The following is a 21885-nucleotide window of genomic DNA, read 5'->3' on the forward strand; positions in this document are numbered from 1 at the left end:
TTAATAATTATTTAAAAATATCATTAGTGGCATCATACCAGAATACAAAGTCCAAATACTCCATAGGTATTTTTTCGCTTTTTGAATATTCAACTAAATTTGATTCGCAGCTAAGATAATTATTTTTTGTAAGACTTGTTTTTGGCGTCATACCTTCAGGCAGAATGCTCAGCTTATCCATTACACGCATTATATGTCTGTCAAGTATGGCGATTTTTTGTCCGAAACCTATATTTCTAAGAAAATGACTAGCCTCTTTAAGTCCGTAGCCTTTAACTTCTTTGGCAAGTTCATTTCTTAATTCTACCATAGTATCATTTTTAAAAGCTTCATTTATTCTATCTTTTAATACAAACTTCTCATTAGGAAAATAAATCTTTCTGGCAAGCACTATATTTTCAGCCTTCATATTATGAAATCTAACATGCTTAATAAGTATATTGGCTACTTTTTCAGCACTTCCATTAAAAAGCAAATTATTATTATACAAATCAATTATAGCAGCTGCCCCGCTTCTAGCCTTCGTCTGAGGAGTGCATATACAAAATGCAAGTTCAGCAAAAAGTCTTTTATCATTATCTCTTTTAAAAACTCTTTCAAAATATTCAAGTCTTCTTTTCATTCTCTCATGAAGAACTTTATCTTTATATATCCCCATCAAATGTTTAGCATATTCTTTATCCATAATCAGCCTCTAAAACTAAAAATATTATTATAATGATGATACTACTATATAAATTAAATTTCAATATACCTGTTTAAAAAGTGATTTTATTTATAAATTGTACTGACTATAATACAAAGTACATAACCGTACTTCGTGAACACCCACTTATTTTTACGCCGTATGCAAGCCAAAGACAGAATATTTATATTCTAAAAAAACAACTTACACAACATGTAAAACATTATATTTATAATTAAATAATTTTTATATTAATCTTATAAAGCAGTTTTGAAACAATACTATTACTCTTTTTGCTTGCAGACATAGCAGAAATTATTTTAAACAAATAAGAAATATACTCATTTTATACTATAAATAATCATTTTAAAGTTATTATATAATATTTATTTAAGAAAAAATAATTTTTTGCTAATTAATACTATTTTTTTATATTAAAACTTGACATCATATTTTTGTATAGTATAATAAGAAATACGGTATGTTAATATAAAGAGGTATAATATGACTGAATTGACAGATAAACAAAGAGATATTTTTAATTTTCTGCAAAAATTCACCAATGAAAACGGCTATCCTCCTACTGTTAAAGAAATCATGGTTCATTTCAATTTCGCTTCTCCTACTGCAGTAACAACTCATTTGACAGCATTGGAAAAAAAAGGATATGTAAAGAAAACAGGTAAAAGAGCAAGAGGCAGTGTTCCTATAGACACTTCGGAAAAAGGAAATCATAATATGATAAAAATTCCTCTTCTTGCTAATGAGGTTAAAGCTGGACTTTTGATGGATGTTGCAGATGAAACTATAGAAGAAACTTATTCTCTTCCTAAATCTATAGCACAAGATGAGAATAATTTTCTTATGAAAGTAATCGGTGATTCTATGATAAATGCCCACATAAAAGAAGGCGATATGGTATTAGTTCACCCTTCAAATGAGGCTGATAACGGAGATATTGTTGTTGCTAAAATAGATGACAATGGAAACGAAGAAATAACTATTAAAAGATTTTTCAGAGAAAAAGACTGTATTAAATTAGTATCTGAAAATAATAATTATCCTCCTATAGAGAGAGAAAGTATCACTATAGTAGGTAAAGTAATAGGACTAATAAGATTAAAAATATGATTGATAATGATAAAAAAAGGGGGCTTATTAAAAGCTCCCTTAAATTTTGCATTTTTGTAAATATTATCTGTAATTTGTAAACTGCAAAGGTATAGGATAATCCTTTCCTTTAATCATCGTAATAACAGCCTGCAAATCATCTTTTTTAGCTCCTGAAACTCTGATCTGTTCATCTTGTATGCTTGCCTGAACTTTCAATTTCATGTCTTTAATATCTTTAACTATCTGTTTAGCTAAATCTTTATCTATGCCATGAACTATTTCATTAACCTCTCTTATAGAATCTCCAGCAGCTTTTTCTTTTTTCTTTTCTCTTAAGCACTTTTGATTTAAGCCTCTTTTAATGAATTTCTGAAATAAAATATCTCTAACCTGATTAAGAACAAAATCTGCAGGTGCTAGTATAGTTATTGTTTTTTCACCTTTGTTCAGCTCAATTTGTATATTCTGTCCCTTGAAATCAAATCTATTATCTATTTCCTTAACAGCAACATTAACACAGTCATCTATAACCTGCATATCAACCTCAGAAACTATATCAAAACTTGGATCTTTTGCCATAATTTTAACTCCTTTAAAATATTATATTTATAATTCTGATACAGAATTATATTAAATTCAAGCAATAATTTTATATAAAAATAATATTACTTTTCGGTATTTAATAATTTTTTATAAAGCTTAGTATATTCCAAAACAGTTTTATGAAGAGAATAATCTTTACTCATAGCATTAAATATAAGCTTATCCCACACATTTTTTTTATTATAATATAAATCGAAAGCTAAGTCCATAGTATCAACAAAACTTTTTACAGAATATTCATTGAAAGTAAAACCTGTAGCTTTATTAATACTTTTATTTCCGCTGTAATTGATAACAGTGTCTTTAAGTCCGCCTACCGCATGAACTATAGGAATGCTTCCATATTTCATGCTATATATTTGATTAAGCCCGCAAGGCTCAAAACGGCTGGGCATTAAATACATATCGCTTCCTGCTGTTAATCTATGTGCTAATGATTCATCAAAGCTGAATAATATTTTTATATTTTTAGCTCTGCCTGCTCTTTTAGTAAATTCATTCTCAAAATCTTTGAAATAATTATTCTTACTGAAAAGAAAAATAAAATTAGCATCATAAGTAGAAATTTCAAAAAATGAAGAATATATTAAATCAAGTCCCTTCTGCGGATCGAATCTTGATATCATAGTTACAAGAGGATAATTTTTATTTGAAAGCCCAAATTCTTTATATAGAGAATTTCTTATAAGTTTTTTCTTCTCTATAGACTTAATATCATAATTATTTTTTATAAGTTTATCGGTTGAAGGATTCCAAGATTCATAATGTATTCCATTGAGTACCCCATATAATTTATGCGATATTCCTGAAAGAAGACTATTCATTCCGCATCCGAACTCTTCTTCCTGTATCTCCTTAGCATAAGAAGGACTCACTGTTGTAACTATATCTGAAAGTATGATTCCTGCTTTAATAAAACTTACATTACCATAAAATTCTAATCTGCTATGTACAAAAAATTTCCAAGATACATTAAGAAGCGGATATATATCTGAAGAAAAATTGCCCTGATAAGCTAAATTATGTATAGTAAACATTACTTTTAATTTATTCAAAGCCTTTTCATCATTATAAACTTCTTTTATATAAAGAGCTATCAAAGCAGTCTGCCAATCATGAATATGAACTATATCTAATTTAAAATTCTCATCTCTATATAAATATATTATTAATTGAATAACCGCTTTTGAAAATAATATAAAACGGCTAGCATTATCCGAATAATCAATGCCATTTTCAGAATATAATCCCTCTCTTTTAAAGAAATTATCCTGCTTTATAAAATAAACATTTACATTATCATTTTGAGGATGCTTTATTCTAGCTATTTCTGTTTTTATTATTTCTTTTCCCTGCTCTATCTCAAATTCAAATATAATATCTTTTTTGCTTATTAATTTATAATTTTGTTTATATAAAGGTATTACCAAAGATGTATTAATTTTTGAAGAACCTAACTTAATGGAAGATAATTCCAAAGGCAGACTTCCGGCAATATCTCCCAAACCTCCTGTTTTAGAAAAAGGATATGCTTCGCTGGATACCATAAATATATTCATAAATTATTTCCATAAATATTTTTAATATAGTTATATATCTTTTATACTTAAAAATCAAGTAATATATAATTTTTTACCATAAATTTATAATATTGTTATTATTTAAAGGTACAAAATAAAATCAGGAAAATAATATGAAATATTTTAAAGAATTAATAAAAAATTATAAAGTATCAAAAGCAAGTCAATTAACAAAGGAATGCTTAAATACAGAAATAAAAGCAATAGAATACGATTCAAGATTAATAAAGAAAAATTATTTATTTGTTGCTATAAAGGGTTTGAAAGATGACGGACATAAATATATAGAAAGTGCAATAAATAATAAAGCATCAATTATAATATATGATAATACTGCAGATAAAAAATTTATAAAAAAATTACAGGATAATTATAAAGATGTACACTTTGTTGCTGTAAAAAATCCGAGAGAATGCCTTGCCTATATTTCAGCAAAATTTTTTGATGAGCCTACAAAAAAAATAAACACAATAGGAATAACAGGAACAAATGGAAAAACTACTACAACATATTTGTTAAAATCTGTACTTGAAGCAAACAAAAACAAAACAACTTTAATAGGCACTATCAAAAACATGATAGGAAAAACAGAAATAAAAACTAATCTTACAACTCCTGAATCTATTGATTTAGAAAGTATATTTTACAAATCCTTAAAAAAAGGAATATCTCATATAGTTATGGAATCATCATCTCAGGCACTTGCTATGAACAGATGCGATTATTTGAATTATGATACGGCAATTTTTACTAATATCACAGAGGATCATCTTGACTATCATGGAGATATGCAAAATTACCTTAAGGCAAAATTAAAATTATTTTCACTTCTAAAAGAAAGCAGCAAAAAGAAAAAGTTAGCGATAGTTAATATAGATACTGATAATTTTAAACAAATATCAAATTATATAAAAAAATTGAAAATAAATATGGTTACTTACGGAATTAATGAAAAAGCTGATTATTACGGAAAAGTTATTTCATTAACTTCTAAAAATACGGAATATGAATTTTATGCAAAAGGTAAATTTATATCAAAAGTAAAATTATCAATGCTTGGAAGATTCAATATTTTAAATTCGCTTTCAATATTAGCTTATGCATGCGAGAATAAATTAGATATAGAAAAGTCAATAAAAGCTATGAGAAAAGTTCAGGTTGCAGGAAGATTTGAAATAGTAACCAAAGAAAAACATCCGTTTATAGTAGCTGTTGATTATTCACATACTCCTGACAGTTTAGAAAATATTTTAATAGAAGCTAGAAAACTAAATCCTAACAGAGTCATAGCCGTGTTTGGATGCGGAGGAGACAGAGATAGAAAAAAACGACCTATAATGGCAGAAATAGCTGAAAAATATTCTAATATAGTAATACTTACAACTGATAATCAAAGGACAGAAGATATTAATCAGATAATGAATGATATTGAAAAAGGATTCAAAAACAAAAATTATAAAAAGATTATTGACCGAAAAGAAGCCATTTTTGAGGCGGTAAGAGAAGCTAAAGCAAATGATATAATTATAATAGCAGGAAAAGGACATGAAACTTATCAAATATTTCCAGATAAAACAATACATTTTGATGACAGAGAAGAAGCAAGAAATGCTTTAAAAGAGTATTATCCTAATATTTAAAAAAATATGAGCAGACAATATTATATTGCCTGCTCATTGATATATATGAATTATAAATTACATTCCAAACATACCAAGTATTGAAACAAGTATATAGTCAGTTATAAGTATTATCATAAAACTATAAACAACGCTTGTAGTAGTAGCCTTACCTACTCCCTCAGCACCGCCTGAAGTTCTAAATCCATAAAAGCAGGATATAATCATAACTTCAGCACCGAATATAGTAGACTTTATCAAACTACCTATAAAATCTCCAACACTTATTACAGAAATAGCCCTATCAAAATAATGCATAGGATCACTATGTAATACGAATACTGTAACAACAGCACCGCCCAAAACACCTATAACATCTGCAGAAACTGTAAGCATAGGAAGCGATATAACAGCAGCCCAGAAACGAGGAACAGCAACATATTCTATAGGATTGGTATATAAAGTTTTTAAAGCATCTAACTGCTCGCTAACCTGCATAGTACCAATCTCAGCAGTAACAGAACTTCCAACCCTTCCTGCAAATATCAAAGCAAGAAGCATAGGAGATAACTCCTTAACCATAGCCTTACCAACCATAGAACCTACAAATTGAGATATACCTTTCAATACAGTATCAAGAACTACAGCTATCTGTAACGACATAACCATACCTGTACAAAGAACAGTAACCGCAGCAACAACAAAAGAATCAACACCCATTCTTATTATCTGCTCTTTTAAAAGCTTAAAAGAAAATGTAGATCTGAATGTGTATCTAAAAACCTCTATAATAAGAAAGGCAAACTCTCCCAAAGTTGCTAAAAAATATGTTATCTTATTTTTAACACCCTTTCGTAATTCTATTTTCATATCAAATAATTCCATAATAAAATTACTCCTTATAATTAAGACTCACTATTATTATAAATATTTTCAAATCTAGTTTGATCTGCTATAAAGTGAAGCGGTATACCGTCATGTATAGCACCATTTCTATGTTTTGCAAGTATTACCTCAACCTGATTAGTTCTCTCATCTATTACTTCATCATCTTTTCCTTCTTTGTTAGGCTTTTGTCTATGCAGAAACATAACTATATCAGCATCCTGCTCTATAGAACCAGATTCTCTCAAATCTGAAAGTCTAGGCTTATCCTGTCTTTGTTCAACTGCCCTAGATAATTGTGCTAAAGATATAACAGGTACATTGAGCTCTTTTGCTAATGCTTTAAGTCCTCTTGAAATATCAGCTATTTCCTGCTCTCTTGTACCATTTCTTCTAGTGTTTAAACCTGAATGAATTAACTGCAGATAATCAACAACTATTAATTTTAAATCTATTTCCTTACCTGTTGTTTTACTCATCTCAGCAAATTTATATTTCATTTGCCTAGCCTTTCCCCTTATCTCCATAATAGTTAATTGGCTTGAGTCATCTATAAGTAAATTAGCTTGAGATAAACTATTAAATGTTTGTCCGAGTTTAGTCCATTCCTGTTTTTCTAAATCTCCGGATCTTATTCTTGATAAACTTATTCTAGCCTTACTTGCTATTAATCTCTCTACAAGCTGCATTCTGCTCATTTCAAGAGAAAAAAAACCAATACCAAAATTTGAAGTTTCAATATTTGTAATGACATGTTCTATTATATTTAAAGCAAAACTTGTTTTACCCACAGAAGGTCTTGCCGCTAATATTATCAAATCTGAAGGCTGAAAACCATGAGTAACCTTATCAAGCGATATAAAACCTGAAGGTACTCCGGTAACACTGCCTTTATGTTTTTTTCTGCTTTCTATAGAAGTTAAAGCTTCATAAAGTAAATCTCTTATATGAATAAAATCATTATCTAATCTTCTTTGAGTAACTTCAAATATTTTTTTCTCAGCAAAATCTGCTATCTCTTTAGTTTCTGCATCTTTTGCTTCATAAGCTGATTTTTGTATATCCTGAGAAACGGTTATAAGATCCCTTAATAATGATTTTTCCGCTATGATTTCAGCATAATATTTAGCATTCTGATGAAAAGGAGTTCCATCTATAATGCGAATTAAATATGCCTCATCATTTTGAATAATTTTTTCAAATAATCCATTTTCTTTAAGATATCTCAAAGTAGTTTCTGCATTAATGGCTATTCCTCTATTATGCATTTCTAAAATGCTTTCATAGAGCATACGATTTCTTTCACTGTAAAAATCAGTAGATTTTATTTTGGATATAGCAACAGATACAGCCTGAGAATTTTGAAGCATTGCACCCAATAGAGACTCTTCAGCCTCTATTGAGCAGGGTGTATTATTCATTAGATATTATGCCTATTAATTGGATATTGCTTATTTTATTAAGCTTTTTCAACTGAAACCTCATTTTCTTCTTTAGATTCTTCTGAAGCAGTATTTTCATCTAAATTAATAACTTTGATCTTGATATTAGCATTAACGCTATGATATAATTTGATTTCAACATCAAATTCACCTAATTCTTTTATATGTTTTTCCATGTGAACATCGCGTTTATTTATATCAATTTCTTTTTCTTTCAAAGCATCAACTATAGTCTGCTGACTAACTGATCCATATAATTTACCATTTTCAGCAACTTTCATAGGTATAACAACTGTAATATCTACAATTTTACCTTTTAAAATTTCTGCTTCCATTTTTCTTTTAGCTCTTTTCTTTTCTAAACTTTTCTGCATTTGAGCTAAAGTTTTTAAATTAGCAGCATTTTTTATAACTGCTATATTTCTTGGAATAAGGTAATTTCTTGCATAGCCGTCTTTCACTTTACATATATCACCTTCATAACCCAATGATATAAAATCTCTTTTTAAGATAACTTCCATTTGCCTTCTCCTTGATTTACTCTATTAAATAATATAATAAATTTCACTTTATAATTTACATATTATAGCATATTTTACATATAATAGCAAGTTTAAAAACAATATATAAAAAATAAATACCATTATGTAGTATATTGACAAAGCATAAAAAAATGTTATAATAATTAGAGTATTCTAACAAAAGGAGTTAAAAATGAAATATTCTATTGTTTATACAAGTAAAAGCGGAAATACTGAAAAATTAGCTTTAGCTATAAAAGAAGCAGCTGACGGAGAATGTCTTCAATGCGTAAAACCTGATGCTGCCGACCAGAATAAAATTAATGATTCTGATGTAGTATTTGTTGGTGCAGGAAGTTATAAAGGTACTTGCGATGAAGCTGCTGGAAAGTTTATGCAGACATTAAAAAATAAAAAAGTATTTTTATTTATGACTGTAGGTTACGGAAATAATCAGGAATATTATGATAAAATGCTTAATCCAGCAAAAACTTTCTTAGATTCTTCTAATACATTAGTAGGTACTTATGCTTGTCAGGGTCAATGGATAGATGGTCAAAAGAAGAACTTAGAAAACATGCTTGAAAAAGCTGCAACTGATGACGAGAAAAAAGTTGTTCAATCTAAATTAGCTAATTATGACAATGCTATGGGACACCCTAATGCTGATGATCTAAACAAATTAAAAGAAGTAGTTAAAGCTGTAAAATAATACAAACAAAATTACACAAAAAAGCTCTCGATAAAATGTATTATTGAGAGCTTTTTTATATCATTAAATCATATTCTATTTAAATCTATAGGCAATTCCAAAACTCTAACTGTATTTTCTAAAGCTTTTCTCATAATATCTTCGCTTTTCTCTCCGCTTACCTCAGATAATACATCCACTGTATATGGTATAAATGAAGGCTCATTTGCCCTACCCCTTACCTTTTGAGGAGTTAAATAAGGAGCATCAGTTTCTATTGTAAACATATCTTTAGGCACATATTTAAAAGCATCTCTTATAAAATCATTCTTCATATATGTAGATGAACCTGAAAAAGATAATACATATCCCAAATCTAAAGCATTTTTTGCATCTTCTACATTTCCGCTGAAACAATGAAATATTCCTCTTTTAGGTAAATCGGCATCTCTAAGAATTTTAAAAGTATCTCTAAAAGCATTTCTGCTATGTATCAATATAGGCAAATCAACATTTTTTGCTGCTTGGCATAAAGCTTTGAAAAATTCTTTCTGCTCATTTTTATTATCTTCATTATGATAATAATCAAGTCCTATTTCTCCTACAGCATATATTGATTTATCTTTTTTATCCAATGATTTTTTATTCAAATTTTTTATTTTTAATTCAAATGCTGCTAATGTATCTTCATCATTCTCATTTGCATAATCAGGATAATACCCCATACTGAAAAACACACCCTCAGCATCAGATAATATAAACATACGCTCGTCTATATCATCAGGGTGAACCCCTATATCCACAAAATAAAATATACCTGCCTTATTAGCTCTATCTAAGACCTCTTCTAATTCTTTACTCTTTTTAGATATATAAGTAAGATGGCAATGACTGTCTATCATTATGTTAACTCCAATTTAATATATTTTTTATTATTCTTCTAAATTATCTCCGGAAAGTATATGGAAATGAACATGAAATACTGTCTGACCTGCTCCGGCACCGCAATTATTCATTATTCTAAAAGATTCTAAACCTTGTTCATTCGCAACATCTTTTATTGTTTCAAGAACTTTATTCATTATAAATTCATCTGTTTCCAATATGTTCTTAACATGAGGCTTTGGAACTACAAGTAAATGAACTTTTGCCTTAGGATTCAAATCTTTAAATACAACACAATATTCATTTTCTTTTATGAATTGTGAAGGAATTTCTCCTTTTATTATTTTACAAAATATACAATCTTTATCAAAATATTTATCTTCGCTGTAATTATTCATATAAATTCTCCTAATAATTAAAACCTATTATAATATAATAAATCAAAATGAAAAATTAATCTATATATAATAAAAAAATAAATCATATTATTAGTAATAATTATTAATAAGTATTGAAATTAATTTGCATAATATATATAATCCTTCTATAAAAATAAAAACAAAGGCATAAAAATGATAGAAAATTATTCACCTGTATCATTAGCATTATTCGGAGGCGGTATAACTTTTGCATTTACAGCATTAGGTTCAGCACTTGTATTTTTCTTTATGACAGAAATAAAACCAAAAATATTAGCATCTATGTACGGATTTGCTGCCGGAGTTATGACAGCTGCTAGTTTCTGGTCATTGCTTGCACCTTCAATAGAATTATCAGAGAATACTAATTTACCTAATTGGCTAATACCAACAGCAGGATTTTTGTTAGGGGCATTTTTTATATGGATATTGGATAAAGTAATGCCTCATATGCATATAGTAAACGGCAATGAAGCAACAGAAGGAACTAAAGTACAATTATCAAAAAGTATATTATTATTTTTAGCTATAACTTTGCACAATATACCTGAAGGTTTGGCAGTAGGAGTAACATTCGGAGCTTTTTCTGTTGGGGGCAGCGGAGTAACATTCAATGCTGCATTAGCTTTAGCACTTGGTATAGGTTTACAGAATTTCCCTGAAGGTGCTGCAGTTTCTCTTCCGCTTAAAACAACAGGTGTATCTAAATCAAAATCTTTTTTACTTGGGGCAATATCTGGAATAGTAGAACCTATTGCAGCAGTTATAGGTGCATTAGCAGTTACAAAACTTACAATCATACTTCCAATAGCTTTAGCTTTTTCTGCCGGTGCTATGATGTATGTTGTCATAGAAGAACTTGTACCTGAAGCTGTTGCTGAAGAACATAATCATTTCGGAGTATTTGGCTTTATATTCGGATTTGCTATAATGATGGTTCTTGATGTAGCTTTAGGCTGATAAATTTGATATTGCAAAGTTATTAAAAAAATATAATATATATTGTATTAATTTATAATTAAGGATAATCAATGCAGTATATATTATATATTATACTTTCTATAATAATATTATTACTATTAATACTAATAATAATTTCAAATCATTTTGTTAATAAACTTCTAATAAAAACAAATAAAAAACTATTTGAAAGAAAAGAAAGTACTAAAGAAGAAAGCGAAGAAAAAAAACGAATTAAAGAAAAAAGAAGAATATGGTTTGAAAGCTCTCAAAAAGATGTATACACTGTATCTGATGATAATTTAAAATTGCATGCTCATTTTATAAATAACAACAGTAATGTATATGTTATAATAGTTCACCCCTATGAAGGCAGAGGATCTTATATGAAATATTTTATAGAAAAATTTTATAATATGGGATTTAATATTCTTGCGATAGATTTAAGGACTCATGGAGAAAGCGAAGGGAAAATATATTCTTTAGGTTATTTAGAGAGATTAGATGTATTAGCTTGGATAAAATATATAAATGATAATTATAATAATGCTCAGATAATTCTATATGGAATTTCTATGGGAGCAAATTCTGTTATGATGTGCTGTAATGAAGATGCTGCTAATAATGTAAAAGCAATAATAGAAGATGCAGGATTTACAAATGCTTATGAGCAATTAAAAAGAAGACTAGATATTGCTTATAATTTTTCTTTTCTTCCAATAGTAGAAGCAACATCATTAATGGCTAAAATAAGATTAGGTTTTTCATTTAAAGATATTGATATAAAAAAAAGAATAGCAGTATCAAAAATACCAATTCTTTTTATACATGGTGATAAAGATGAGCTTGTAGATTATAATATGGTTAATAAACTTTATGATGCTTGTTCATCTCAAAAAGAAAAACTCATTATAAAAGATGGAAATCATATATCTGCTGTTTTCAGCAATGAAGATTTATATTGGAGTACAATAAAAAACTTTATTAGTAAATATATTAGTTAAATAAAAAAAGCAGGATAATAAAATACCCTGCTTAAAAACCATTGAGAATATATATTAATTATCCACAAAGTAGAAACTGAATTGTCCGCCTATATCAACAGCACCATAATCATTTTTATTAAATCTTGAATCATTGACTCTTCCAGGTCCGAAATCATAACCTGCATAAAGTCCTATTCCTAAAGCTGTTTCATCACTAAAGAAAAATAAATAATCTAATGTCAATTTAAGATAAGGAATTACAGACATCTGATATTTATTTTTAATATCATTTAAAGTATAATAACTATTAGAAGTTTCAAATTGATTATATGTCGTATTATAATTTTTTGTAGATTCTCCTCCGGCTAATGGTATTTTAACTCCAGCACCTATTCCTATAAAGAAGTTATATATATTAAACTTAGGAAGTATTCCTATATTAATGGTATCAAAATAATAAGTTGTTTTAACATTCTGATACTGAGTTCCTGCTGCTTTGCTTTCATTAAAAGCATAAACATCTCTATGATAAGCTATGTCTAATGCTATAGAAAATCCCATATAATTATCAAAACCATTATATATACCAGGAGTTATTCCTACACCCCATTCAAAAGCAGCATCGGAAGTCAATTTGCCATCACTGCTGTTAACTCCTAATTTATGCTCCTGATAACTTTGTGATATGGATGCACCTAATGGTATGTATAATCCTATACCGGCATGAAAATCTGCAAAAACAGTGCTGAATTGCATTATAAAAATACTAATAATTGTAATAAGTATCTTTTTCATAAAAAACCCCTCTATTAATTGTTTATAATTATATTATAACACATTGTAAACACAATGTCAAGAAAGAGTAAATATTTTTTACTAAAAAAGATAAATTTTATAAATAAAGTAAAATTTATTTATCAACATAATCTCTAGGTATACCCGGAAGTATATAATCAAATAAAGCATAATTAGCCATATATAAAGTATCTCTGTCATTTTGATTTATAGTATCAACAGGAACTCTATATGTCTTTATATATCTGTACGAATCAATTATACCTTTGTCAAAATTATTATATAAATATTTCATCACAGTATAATAATCACCTGAAGAATTAGTAGTATATGTAAATAAAAGTTTTGTATCATTTCTAGCTCTTAAATACATGTTTATATCATTATTTCTAGCCGGAGATAAGAAGATATCAGTATCATCATAAGGCTTATTTCTGTTTGTATCTATTCCTATGTAATGCATTAAAGGTATTTTTCCTTTAGCATCATTAAATGATTGTACTGCTAAACTTTCTAATGAAGTATAGAAGTTTGTTTCAGTATTAAGTTTGATAGAAGGCTTACCAACATCTACAATAGATAAAGGAGAATATTGGAACTCTCTTATTTTTATAACATCATTATTCTGGAATGCTTCCAAATATGCAAAAGGAACGGTAAATAAACTGCCGGCAGAACCTGTTATATATATTTTTTTCACCCTTTCAGCATCTTTAATTATATCCGATGAAAGCATGGCTCTTTGAATAGATTTTAATGAATTTCTTCTATCTCTTGCTTTAGATACATTTGTAAAGCTATTTAAATATGTATTAAGTTTATCTCTGTCTATTAAAACAGATTTTTTTACCTTACTGTCTCCAACAACATAACTATAAGCTGCATATTTATTATCCTCATAAGCATAGAATATAAACATAGTATTAGTATTTTCATTTGAGAATATTTCATAAGCATCTTTTATATTATTATCAAAATTACTTTCAGGAACTCTTATTTTATTTAATAATCCGTATATATAAGCAGAATTAGTTTTATATAATGAATAGAATCTGTCTGCAAACTCTGATACTGTATCAGTTTCAAATATATATTGATTTCCATAAATATAATTCATAGTAGTAAATATATCATTTTCATTAGTTGCATCCGTATTCATTATGGTATTTGCAACAGTCAATACTTCATTTGTATTTTGCATTCTATTTAGAAAATTAGTTACTGTATCAATAGGAGTCTTAGCATATATTAAATCATAAAGAACAGCAACTTCTAAAATTTTATCTTTATTATCTCCATTAACTCTATTTGCGATATAATTCAAATATTTTACAGATTGTTCAGGATCATTTTTAGCCTTCAAAAATCTTGATAATGTTCTAGGAGTAAAATATTCATCTATTAAATCATAATTATTATTAGTGTATAAATAAACAAAATGCAATGCCCTATTAGCTCCTTTCACAGCACCATCTTCTCCCATTCTTCTATAAATAGGAAGCATTGCTTTTATAAATCTGTAAGCATTAGAATCGCTTATATTAGTATATGAACTTGCAAAGAATTTATATCCTTCTTCAGAGAATAAATAAGACGTATTAGTATCCATCACTTTATATCTGTCTTCAACAATTCTAGCATAATTAAACATCTTTTCATCATCGCTTTGAGAATAAGCAATAACATTTGACATCACACTAATAGTTGGAGAAGCACTTGAAGAATAAGAATTATAAAGTCTTGTCTTAAATTCATAAGCTGCATTTGACAATGAAGATACACTGTAATCAGGCTTTCCATATACAGTAAACATATTATTATCATAGCCATTCATACTAACTTCCAAAGAATTAGATGATAATTTTCTGAAATAATTAGTATAAAACATTATTCTGGAATCTCTTCCATTTTTTCCTACTACTAAAGCTATATTATTTATATCTCTTAAAACCCTTCTATTGTTTGTAAAAGTCTCTTCATCAGAATAAACTATATATAGATTCTTTTTCATTATGTTAGATATATCAGAAGCACTAGCCCCTGTTATATCTGTAACTAATGGAACATAAGAATTAGTTGATATATCCTTTAACTCCATAAATCTGAAATTGCCTCTTCTTCTCCTATTTGTAGAAGCTGAAGAATTTGTAGATATATTGTTTGAATATGCCTTATTAGTTTCTTCAGAATTATAAGAAACATTCATATATAAATTATTAGTATTATTTAGTTTGATCTCATTTTGAATATTATTATCACTATAAAGATTATTAGCTGCATTAGTATTGCTTGCCATAGACATACTGCTGTTTATTTCTTTCTCAGCATTTCTAGTAGTTCTAAAGAATGCTATTAATTTACTGTCTATATAAGCAGTTTTATCAGGAAGCATATATTCTGTTGAATCATATAATTCCCTTACAAAAATATTTTTATTGCTTATAACAATAGGTCTGAATCCTATATGAGTAACATAGTTTTTAGTTTTAGGCATATCATTAGTCTGCATATAGAAAGCAGTTCTTCCATTTTCTCTAACAAATCTATATCCCAAATAAGTATCCCAAATAAGAGTTTCATCTTTACGCATAGATTTATCAATATCTTCAGGCTTAACATCGCATATTACTATAGGCTCTATAGGAGTATTAGAAAACTTGTCTATTGCTTCTTGTTCATATTTTGAAATTTCTTTAAGCATTTCTGCTTCCATATCACTGTCATAAGGAGTACCTACAGCATCCAAATACATCTGATATGAATATAAAGCCTTTTCATAAAGTTTATAATATTCTTTTAGATAATAATTATTCTCTCCCAAAGTATAAAGTCTTTTATCCAAGAATTTTCTTCTCATATCAATAGCATCAAACATAGCAAGTATATTGATACTAGCATCAGGATAACTGTCTTTTAAAAACTCTATAACTTTATATTTAGCCTGTCTTAATATAAAATTATTATCTTCTACAAATGTTATCATAAATACACTTTCTCTTAATCTCTTTAATATTCTAAATACATACTGCACAGGATAATCCAAACTATCAGGATATCTGTTTCTGTATTTAGAACTGAAATCAATCAAAGTAGTAAGTATTGCAATTTCTTCAACAGCAAATGCAGAAGTCTGAGCCTTTGAGAATGCCGACATATATTCTCTTGCTGCTTCTTCTATATACCCTGCTAATTCATAAGCCTTAGCTAAATTATATCTTATAATAATTTCAGTTTTTAAATCCACTGGGAAATTAGAGTTAGATGATAAAATATATTTATATCTATCTATAGCATCTTTAAGCATAGATAATCTCTGTACATTTACATCATGGTTTCTCATATCTGTAGGATCATCTGATTGTTTTTTTCTATAGTTAACACTATTATTCGCTGTAAGTTTAAATGCCATTATATAATTGAAAGCCGCTATATGAGAATACAATAATAATCTGTCTTTTGTACTAACAACATTATTTGTAGATAATACCTGAAGTGTTTTAGTTGTATTAAATAACTCTATAAAAAACTCTCTTTTAATAGAAGTTAAATCATTTTCTGATAAATATCTTAAATATAAAGATGATAAACTCAAATAATTTTTAGCATCATTTTCAGCATTTTCATATTTAAGACTAGGATTATCAGCCAAAGTTTTTTCATCTAAAGTTTTCTGATATTCTTCTATAGATGTTTTAAAAGACATTATAGAATTGGATTGATCTCCCTGTCTGTAATAAAGATAGCCTTCATTATTGTAATATGTAGCAAGCATCAAAGGCTGAATAGATTTTTTAGGTTTATCCTGAATAATATAATTACGGTATGAAGATAAAGCCTCTCTAGCCTCAGAATATCTTCCCATCTTCTCATACAATTCCTGATATATAGAATAAAGCATTTGCTGTTTATCTACATTCAAAGGCTCTCCCGGTATATATCCTCCAAATGAAGCAAGCCCCAAATTTACAACATTAATATTAGCACCGTACAAAGTTATACTAACATAATTAGGAGTATAAACTGAAGAATCTAAACTATCTATCTTAGCTTTTACACTATCGCAATATAGTAAGGCATTATTATAATCTTCTAATTTTAAATAACATGCCGCAAGTAAAAGCTGATTAAGTTCATTTTTATTAACATCATCTTTTGTAAGTTCATCTCTTTCTAATAATGACTCTATAGCCTTATTATAATCTTCCTGCTCTATAGCAGCAACTGAAGTATATCCGACTATTTTATATACACTTTCTTTATCGCCTAATTTTTCAAATAAAGCACGGGCCTTATCATATTCTCTGTAGGCTCCTTTTACATCATTATTCATCCATAAAGAATAACCATAAAAGAAATGATACCAAGCCTTACTCTTATCAGTTCCTATTTGATTAAGTAAACTTTCTGCTTCTTTATATTCATTAACCGCATCAGAATATCTTCCATTTATCAAATAAGAATTAGCAAGCATTATAGATATGACACTAGGTTTAGTTCTTACTTTACTTTTAGCCATTATTAATGAATCTATAATTTCAGAATCCAAATTCTGATTTTGGAATGCAAGCATATTATAACCCATATATATCCCATTAGTAACGGTATTATCTTTATAAGCTGGTACTAACTCTATTACGCTTTTATATGTTTTTTCATCTTGAAGCACCTGCATTCTCAAAGCCTGAGCGAATGTAAGCATCTCAGATTTTTTTACATAATAATTTTCTTCATCAGGATATAAGAATATTGCAAAATTAATATATGACACAGCCTTTTCAACTATGGTATCAAAAGCCTTATTCAAATACAAATAAAATCCGTCTTCTCTTTTTTTCTCGCTTACAACATAGCGTTCAGGACTATACTGTTTGGATACAGCTATACCATAATATCTGTTAGCTAAATAGTAATAAGCATTTGCAAGTTCGGCATGTGCCTCATGAGAAGAATATCTAGTTGATAAAATATTTCTCTCTCTTTCAAGTATAGTTTCTTCAAGTGATTCTATAGTACTGTAAGCTCTAAGTCCGCTCTCTATAACTCTTGAGGAAGCTGAAGTATCATTGGGATTATATTTTAAAGTTTCATTATAATTTTCATAAGCAGAGGCATATTTGCCTTCATTATACGCTTTATCTGCTAAAGATTTGTAATAATCAGCTAATGTAGTTTTACAATACTGAGCCTCATAAGTAGAATCAAAATTCTTTCCGCCGGAATTTAATGCTTCTTTAAACAAAGCATAAGATTCATCATCTTGCTTAGCCATAAGCACCTTAGCATTTGCATAATATCCCAATGCAAGCATTATGTCATTTTTAGATTCAATATAAGGCTTAAACAAATTAGTAGCATCATCATAATTTCTTGAAACTATAAGTCCGTCTAAATATACGAGTCTTGCCGCAACAGCTAAAGGAGCATAAGGATGAGCATTTTCTATTATAACATTATAAGAAATCTTTGAATCTCTTATGAAATCTTTAGCAATCTCTAATCTGTCTGAAAATAACAAATCTTTTCTTGAATAAGGAATATTATAAATATCTTCATCTTCTGGGTATTTATATCCGTTATCTTCAACTGAATGAGCATATAATTTAGCTGCAAGCAAATATAAATCTTTATCAATATTCAAATTAAGAATTTCACTAAGAATTGTAAATGTATTTTCATTATTTTTATCAGTTTTATATTTTTCATTGGCTGATATATAGCCTGACCAAGCTACTAAATTTGTCATTTCCAAATCGGTATTAGTAATAAAATATTCATTTGTATAAGATTCTATATCAAACCAATTATTATTAGTATCAAAACTTTCGTCTATCTTTGATGTTAAAAATCCTGGAAATGTATCTGAATATTCAGAGGTTAATACTTTTTTGGTATTATTATATTCTTTAGTATTATTATTAGTATATGATGATATCATTATATTAAAATATGCCTTAGCAACATTATTCTTATCTTCAGAAAAAGGAAAATATTCTGCAAATCTTTCTACAGCATCAACTTTTCTATTATATGGAAGTTCAACAAAACTATTATACATAGCATCAGAATTATCATCTTTTATAAAATACTCTTTTGTAGACCCCATTGTTACTATACTAGTACCATCTTCACTAACAACATAGGCTCCAACCAAAGCTGAAGGATAGGCCACATTAAAAGTAGTTAATTGTGTATCTTCTGATAAAACATAATATTGATGCGTTGTCAAGGAATAAGACATCAAGCGTCTTTTATCATAATAGGTTAAATTTCCATCTCTGTCAGAATCTTTTTCTATTTCAAAAAATATAATAGTATCATCATTATAAAATGTAGGATTAAATTTAAATGTCTCTGTATCGGTAAGTATAGTTAAATTAGTCTGATTATTAGTATTAGGAATTAAATCTAATATAGCCAATTGGGAATATCTATCTCCCACTTTAGAAGTTATAAAAGCTATTTTTGTATCATCAAAAGAAAATGCAGGAGAACTAGCTTCAATATCAGATAACTTCATTACATCTTTACCATTAGGCTTTACAGTAAAGAGTTTTTTTACTCCTCCGTCCCTATCTGAAATAAATGCTATAGAATTACCTTTATGAGAAATCACAGGATCCGTATCATAACCTTTATAATCTGTGAGCCTTATGATACTCTGCTCCAAATTTTCTAAATTATTTTTAGAAGTTCTTATTCCAAAATTATAAAGTTTATATAAATATATATCACCGAAAGCATCATCTCTAGTTGAAGAGAATACTATATATCTTGATTTATCATCAGTGGAAACAGAGGTATCTATTCCTGGGCTTCTAGTTAATCTATAAGTTTCAAGAGTATATGAATTTACAGTAAAAATATCAGTATTTCCGGCATTTTCTCTTGAATAATAAATCCAAGTACCTTCTCTGTCAATTACAGCATCTAATGCCGGATTTACCTCTCCAGATGTTAAAGAATATCTTTTATATTCTTTTAAAAAAGGTCTGCTGTCAAATGCCGAATCAGTATTTTTCTGACTCGATGCACAAGCAAGTAAAATAAAAGAAAATAGAACTAATATTTTAAATTTCACATAACATTTTAATCTCATACTCTGCCAATATAATAATTTATTATAAAACTAATAACATGTTAAATTATTATACAAAAAAAACAAATAAAATCAATATAAAATATTAAAATGAAGCTACTGCATCATCTACATTTTCATATACTTCAAATAGATCTTCTAACTCTACTGTTTTTAATATTTTTTTGATTATGTCTGGAACACAAGCTAATACCAATCTTCCATTTTTATCTTTAATTTTTCTCATTATAGAAATAAATACTCTTATACCACTTGAACTTAAATATTCAATTCCTGATAGTTCTAATATCAAATTAATAGAACCTAACTCTACTAATTGCTCCAACTCAGCTTCAATAGATACAGATAAATTAACATCTAATTTACCAACTAAACTTACAACTTTAACTTTTCCTCTATCTTCTATATTTAAACTCATATAATTCTCCTTGAATAATAATTGATTTTACAAGTATAACAAATAAAAAAAAATATTCAATATACTTACATATATAACAGGGTATTGATAGGATTGTAATATTTATTTAAAAAAAATTGACTCTTATGATAAAATTCCTATCATAGCTTTTTTTTCCCAATTTATATCTGATGATTGAGGACAAGGAAAAGTATTCCATTTTACATTTTTTTTGGCAACCCAATTTTCTTTATTTTCAAAAACTCCATTGGATTTCATCCATTTATTGAGTTTTGTATAATAAGATGATTTATAGGCATAAGTATAATATAATTTGTTATTTTCAACTATATATCCTTCCATGAAAGTTACCTTTATAGATGGATATCCGGAAAAAACAAGCATAAATTTATTTAAATAATCCGTATTGCTGTAAACTGCCATATTCTCATGTTTTGCCTGAATAAAATTTAGTGTATTCTTCTTATTTATAGTAAGCACACCATACTCATTAAAACTGTAATATCTGTCCGCTTCCTTTACTACTCTGTTTTTTACCAATTTAATCCAGGCATTATCATAAGAAATAATGGCTTTATTATTAATAAAAAATAAAACAGTCAATACCAATAATATAACTAATATAATATAAATATATGACATTATATTTTTTAATATAACTCTCCTGCATACTCTCCGTCAGCCCAGTTAACATCTTCCGGCTGAGGTACAGGATAAGAACTCCAATCTGCATCAGTATTTGCTACCCATCTCTCATTTGTAAAAGTAGAGTTAGCTTTTTTCCAAGAATCTAACTTACCTTGATAGCTTTTTATATATTTTGAATATCTCATTATTTTTCCGCCTTCTATAGAATAGCCTTCAACTAAATTTACACCCAAAGCTGGGGCATTATCATAAAACATTGATATAGGCACCTGATGGGTATAATAAGCATGCTGATCTGATCTTGCCCCCATAAATTTATAAATTTTCACAAGGAAAAGAGGCGATCTTCCTGAAACTAATTCTAAATCTCCGCCGGGTCTTCCTTCATATAAAGCCCCTTTCATATCTATAGTTTTTCTAAAAATAAAACTAGCCCAATTTTTAGAATAATCGCTTTCTTTTGTTATGTTTTGTGCATTTAAAAAATTAAATGAAAAAACAAATAAAGATACAAACAAAATTATTTTCTTCATATTTTT

Annotated in this window: 18 protein-coding genes; 5 read left to right on the forward strand and 13 right to left on the reverse strand. The window is 27.9% G+C overall.

Going from position 1 to position 21885, the window contains the following annotated elements; translation table 11 throughout:
* Positions 1-7 precede the first annotated feature (7 nt).
* Positions 8-685: an N-glycosylase/DNA lyase gene (locus A966_RS11450; protein WP_008725761.1), complete on the reverse strand. Its 678-nt coding sequence runs from the start codon at positions 683-685 to the stop codon at positions 8-10.
* Positions 686-1189: 504 nt separating this feature from the next.
* On the opposite strand from A966_RS11450, the gene lexA reads away from it, so the two are divergent.
* Positions 1190-1816, forward strand: coding sequence for a transcriptional repressor LexA (lexA, locus tag A966_RS11455; RefSeq protein ID WP_008725763.1), 627 nt, complete (start codon positions 1190-1192; stop codon positions 1814-1816).
* A 63-nt stretch (positions 1817-1879) separates the two neighbouring features.
* Here lexA and A966_RS11460 read toward each other — a convergent pair whose 3' ends face one another.
* Both A966_RS11460 and A966_RS11465 read right to left on the reverse strand, forming a co-directional pair.
* Positions 1880-2377 carry a YajQ family cyclic di-GMP-binding protein gene (locus A966_RS11460; RefSeq protein WP_008725765.1) on the reverse strand — a complete coding sequence of 166 codons (498 nt, stop codon included), beginning with the start codon at positions 2375-2377 and terminating at the stop codon, positions 1880-1882.
* An 86-nt stretch (positions 2378-2463) separates the two neighbouring features.
* Positions 2464-3960 (reverse strand): glycogen synthase, encoded by a 1497-nt coding sequence (locus A966_RS11465; RefSeq protein ID WP_008725766.1) that lies wholly within the window; start codon positions 3958-3960, stop codon positions 2464-2466.
* Between the two features lie 134 nt (positions 3961-4094).
* On the opposite strand from A966_RS11465, the gene A966_RS11470 reads away from it, so the two are divergent.
* Positions 4095-5621 carry a UDP-N-acetylmuramoyl-L-alanyl-D-glutamate--2,6-diaminopimelate ligase gene (locus tag A966_RS11470; protein ID WP_008725768.1) on the forward strand — a complete coding sequence of 509 codons (1527 nt, stop codon included), beginning with the start codon at positions 4095-4097 and terminating at the stop codon, positions 5619-5621.
* A 57-nt stretch (positions 5622-5678) separates the two neighbouring features.
* Here A966_RS11470 and A966_RS11475 read toward each other — a convergent pair whose 3' ends face one another.
* The 3 genes from A966_RS11475 to rplI are packed head-to-tail and all read right to left on the reverse strand — an operon-like array spanning position 5679 to position 8448.
* Positions 5679-6485, reverse strand: a complete 807-nt coding sequence (locus tag A966_RS11475) for an MlaE family ABC transporter permease (RefSeq protein WP_008725772.1) — start codon at positions 6483-6485, stop codon at positions 5679-5681.
* A 20-nt stretch (positions 6486-6505) separates the two neighbouring features.
* Complete coding sequence (gene dnaB, locus A966_RS11480; protein WP_008725774.1) at positions 6506-7906, reverse strand: replicative DNA helicase; 1401 nt, start codon at positions 7904-7906, stop codon at positions 6506-6508.
* 38 nt (positions 7907-7944) lie between these two features.
* On the reverse strand, positions 7945-8448 hold the full coding sequence (gene rplI / locus A966_RS11485; protein WP_008725777.1) for a 50S ribosomal protein L9: 504 nt from the start codon (positions 8446-8448) through the stop codon (positions 7945-7947).
* 193 nt (positions 8449-8641) lie between these two features.
* Here rplI and A966_RS11490 point away from each other — a divergent pair, with 193 nt between their 5' ends.
* Positions 8642-9160 (forward strand): flavodoxin family protein, encoded by a 519-nt coding sequence (locus A966_RS11490; RefSeq protein ID WP_008725779.1) that lies wholly within the window; start codon positions 8642-8644, stop codon positions 9158-9160.
* 68 nt (positions 9161-9228) lie between these two features.
* Here the strand turns inward: A966_RS11490 and A966_RS11495 are convergent, their stop codons facing one another.
* Positions 9229-10041 (reverse strand): TatD family hydrolase, encoded by an 813-nt coding sequence (locus tag A966_RS11495; RefSeq protein WP_008725780.1) that lies wholly within the window; start codon positions 10039-10041, stop codon positions 9229-9231.
* Between the two features lie 30 nt (positions 10042-10071).
* Positions 10072-10422, reverse strand: coding sequence for a histidine triad nucleotide-binding protein (locus tag A966_RS11500; protein WP_008725782.1), 351 nt, complete (start codon positions 10420-10422; stop codon positions 10072-10074).
* Positions 10423-10596: 174 nt separating this feature from the next.
* On the opposite strand from A966_RS11500, the gene A966_RS11505 reads away from it, so the two are divergent.
* Together A966_RS11505 and A966_RS11510 are read left to right on the forward strand one after the other, a co-directional pair.
* Entirely contained in the window at positions 10597-11403 is an 807-nt protein-coding gene (locus A966_RS11505; protein ID WP_008725784.1) for a ZIP family metal transporter, read from the forward strand.
* Between the two features lie 71 nt (positions 11404-11474).
* The gene (locus tag A966_RS11510; RefSeq protein ID WP_008725786.1) at positions 11475-12407 is read left to right on the forward strand and encodes an alpha/beta hydrolase; all 933 of its coding nucleotides are present in this window, start codon (positions 11475-11477) and stop codon (positions 12405-12407) included.
* A gap of 54 nt (positions 12408-12461) precedes the next feature.
* Here A966_RS11510 and A966_RS11515 read toward each other — a convergent pair whose 3' ends face one another.
* From A966_RS11515 to A966_RS11535, 5 genes are all read right to left on the reverse strand, one after another.
* Entirely contained in the window at positions 12462-13184 is a 723-nt protein-coding gene (locus A966_RS11515; RefSeq protein WP_008725787.1) for a hypothetical protein, read from the reverse strand.
* A 115-nt stretch (positions 13185-13299) separates the two neighbouring features.
* Positions 13300-20280 carry a TolB-like translocation protein gene (locus tag A966_RS11520; RefSeq protein WP_008725790.1) on the reverse strand — a complete coding sequence of 2327 codons (6981 nt, stop codon included), beginning with the start codon at positions 20278-20280 and terminating at the stop codon, positions 13300-13302.
* A gap of 85 nt (positions 20281-20365) precedes the next feature.
* Positions 20366-20698 (reverse strand): STAS domain-containing protein, encoded by a 333-nt coding sequence (locus A966_RS11525; RefSeq protein WP_008725792.1) that lies wholly within the window; start codon positions 20696-20698, stop codon positions 20366-20368.
* A 123-nt stretch (positions 20699-20821) separates the two neighbouring features.
* On the reverse strand, positions 20822-21238 hold the full coding sequence (locus A966_RS11530) for a hypothetical protein (RefSeq protein ID WP_232817772.1): 417 nt from the start codon (positions 21236-21238) through the stop codon (positions 20822-20824).
* A 110-nt stretch (positions 21239-21348) separates the two neighbouring features.
* A complete protein-coding gene (locus A966_RS11535; RefSeq protein WP_008725797.1) occupies positions 21349-21879 on the reverse strand; it encodes a hypothetical protein in 531 nt (176 codons plus the stop codon).
* Between the last annotated feature and the right edge of the window lie 6 nt (positions 21880-21885).

Source organism: Brachyspira hampsonii 30446, assembly GCF_000316195.1.
GTDB lineage: Bacteria > Spirochaetota > Brachyspiria > Brachyspirales > Brachyspiraceae > Brachyspira > Brachyspira hampsonii_C.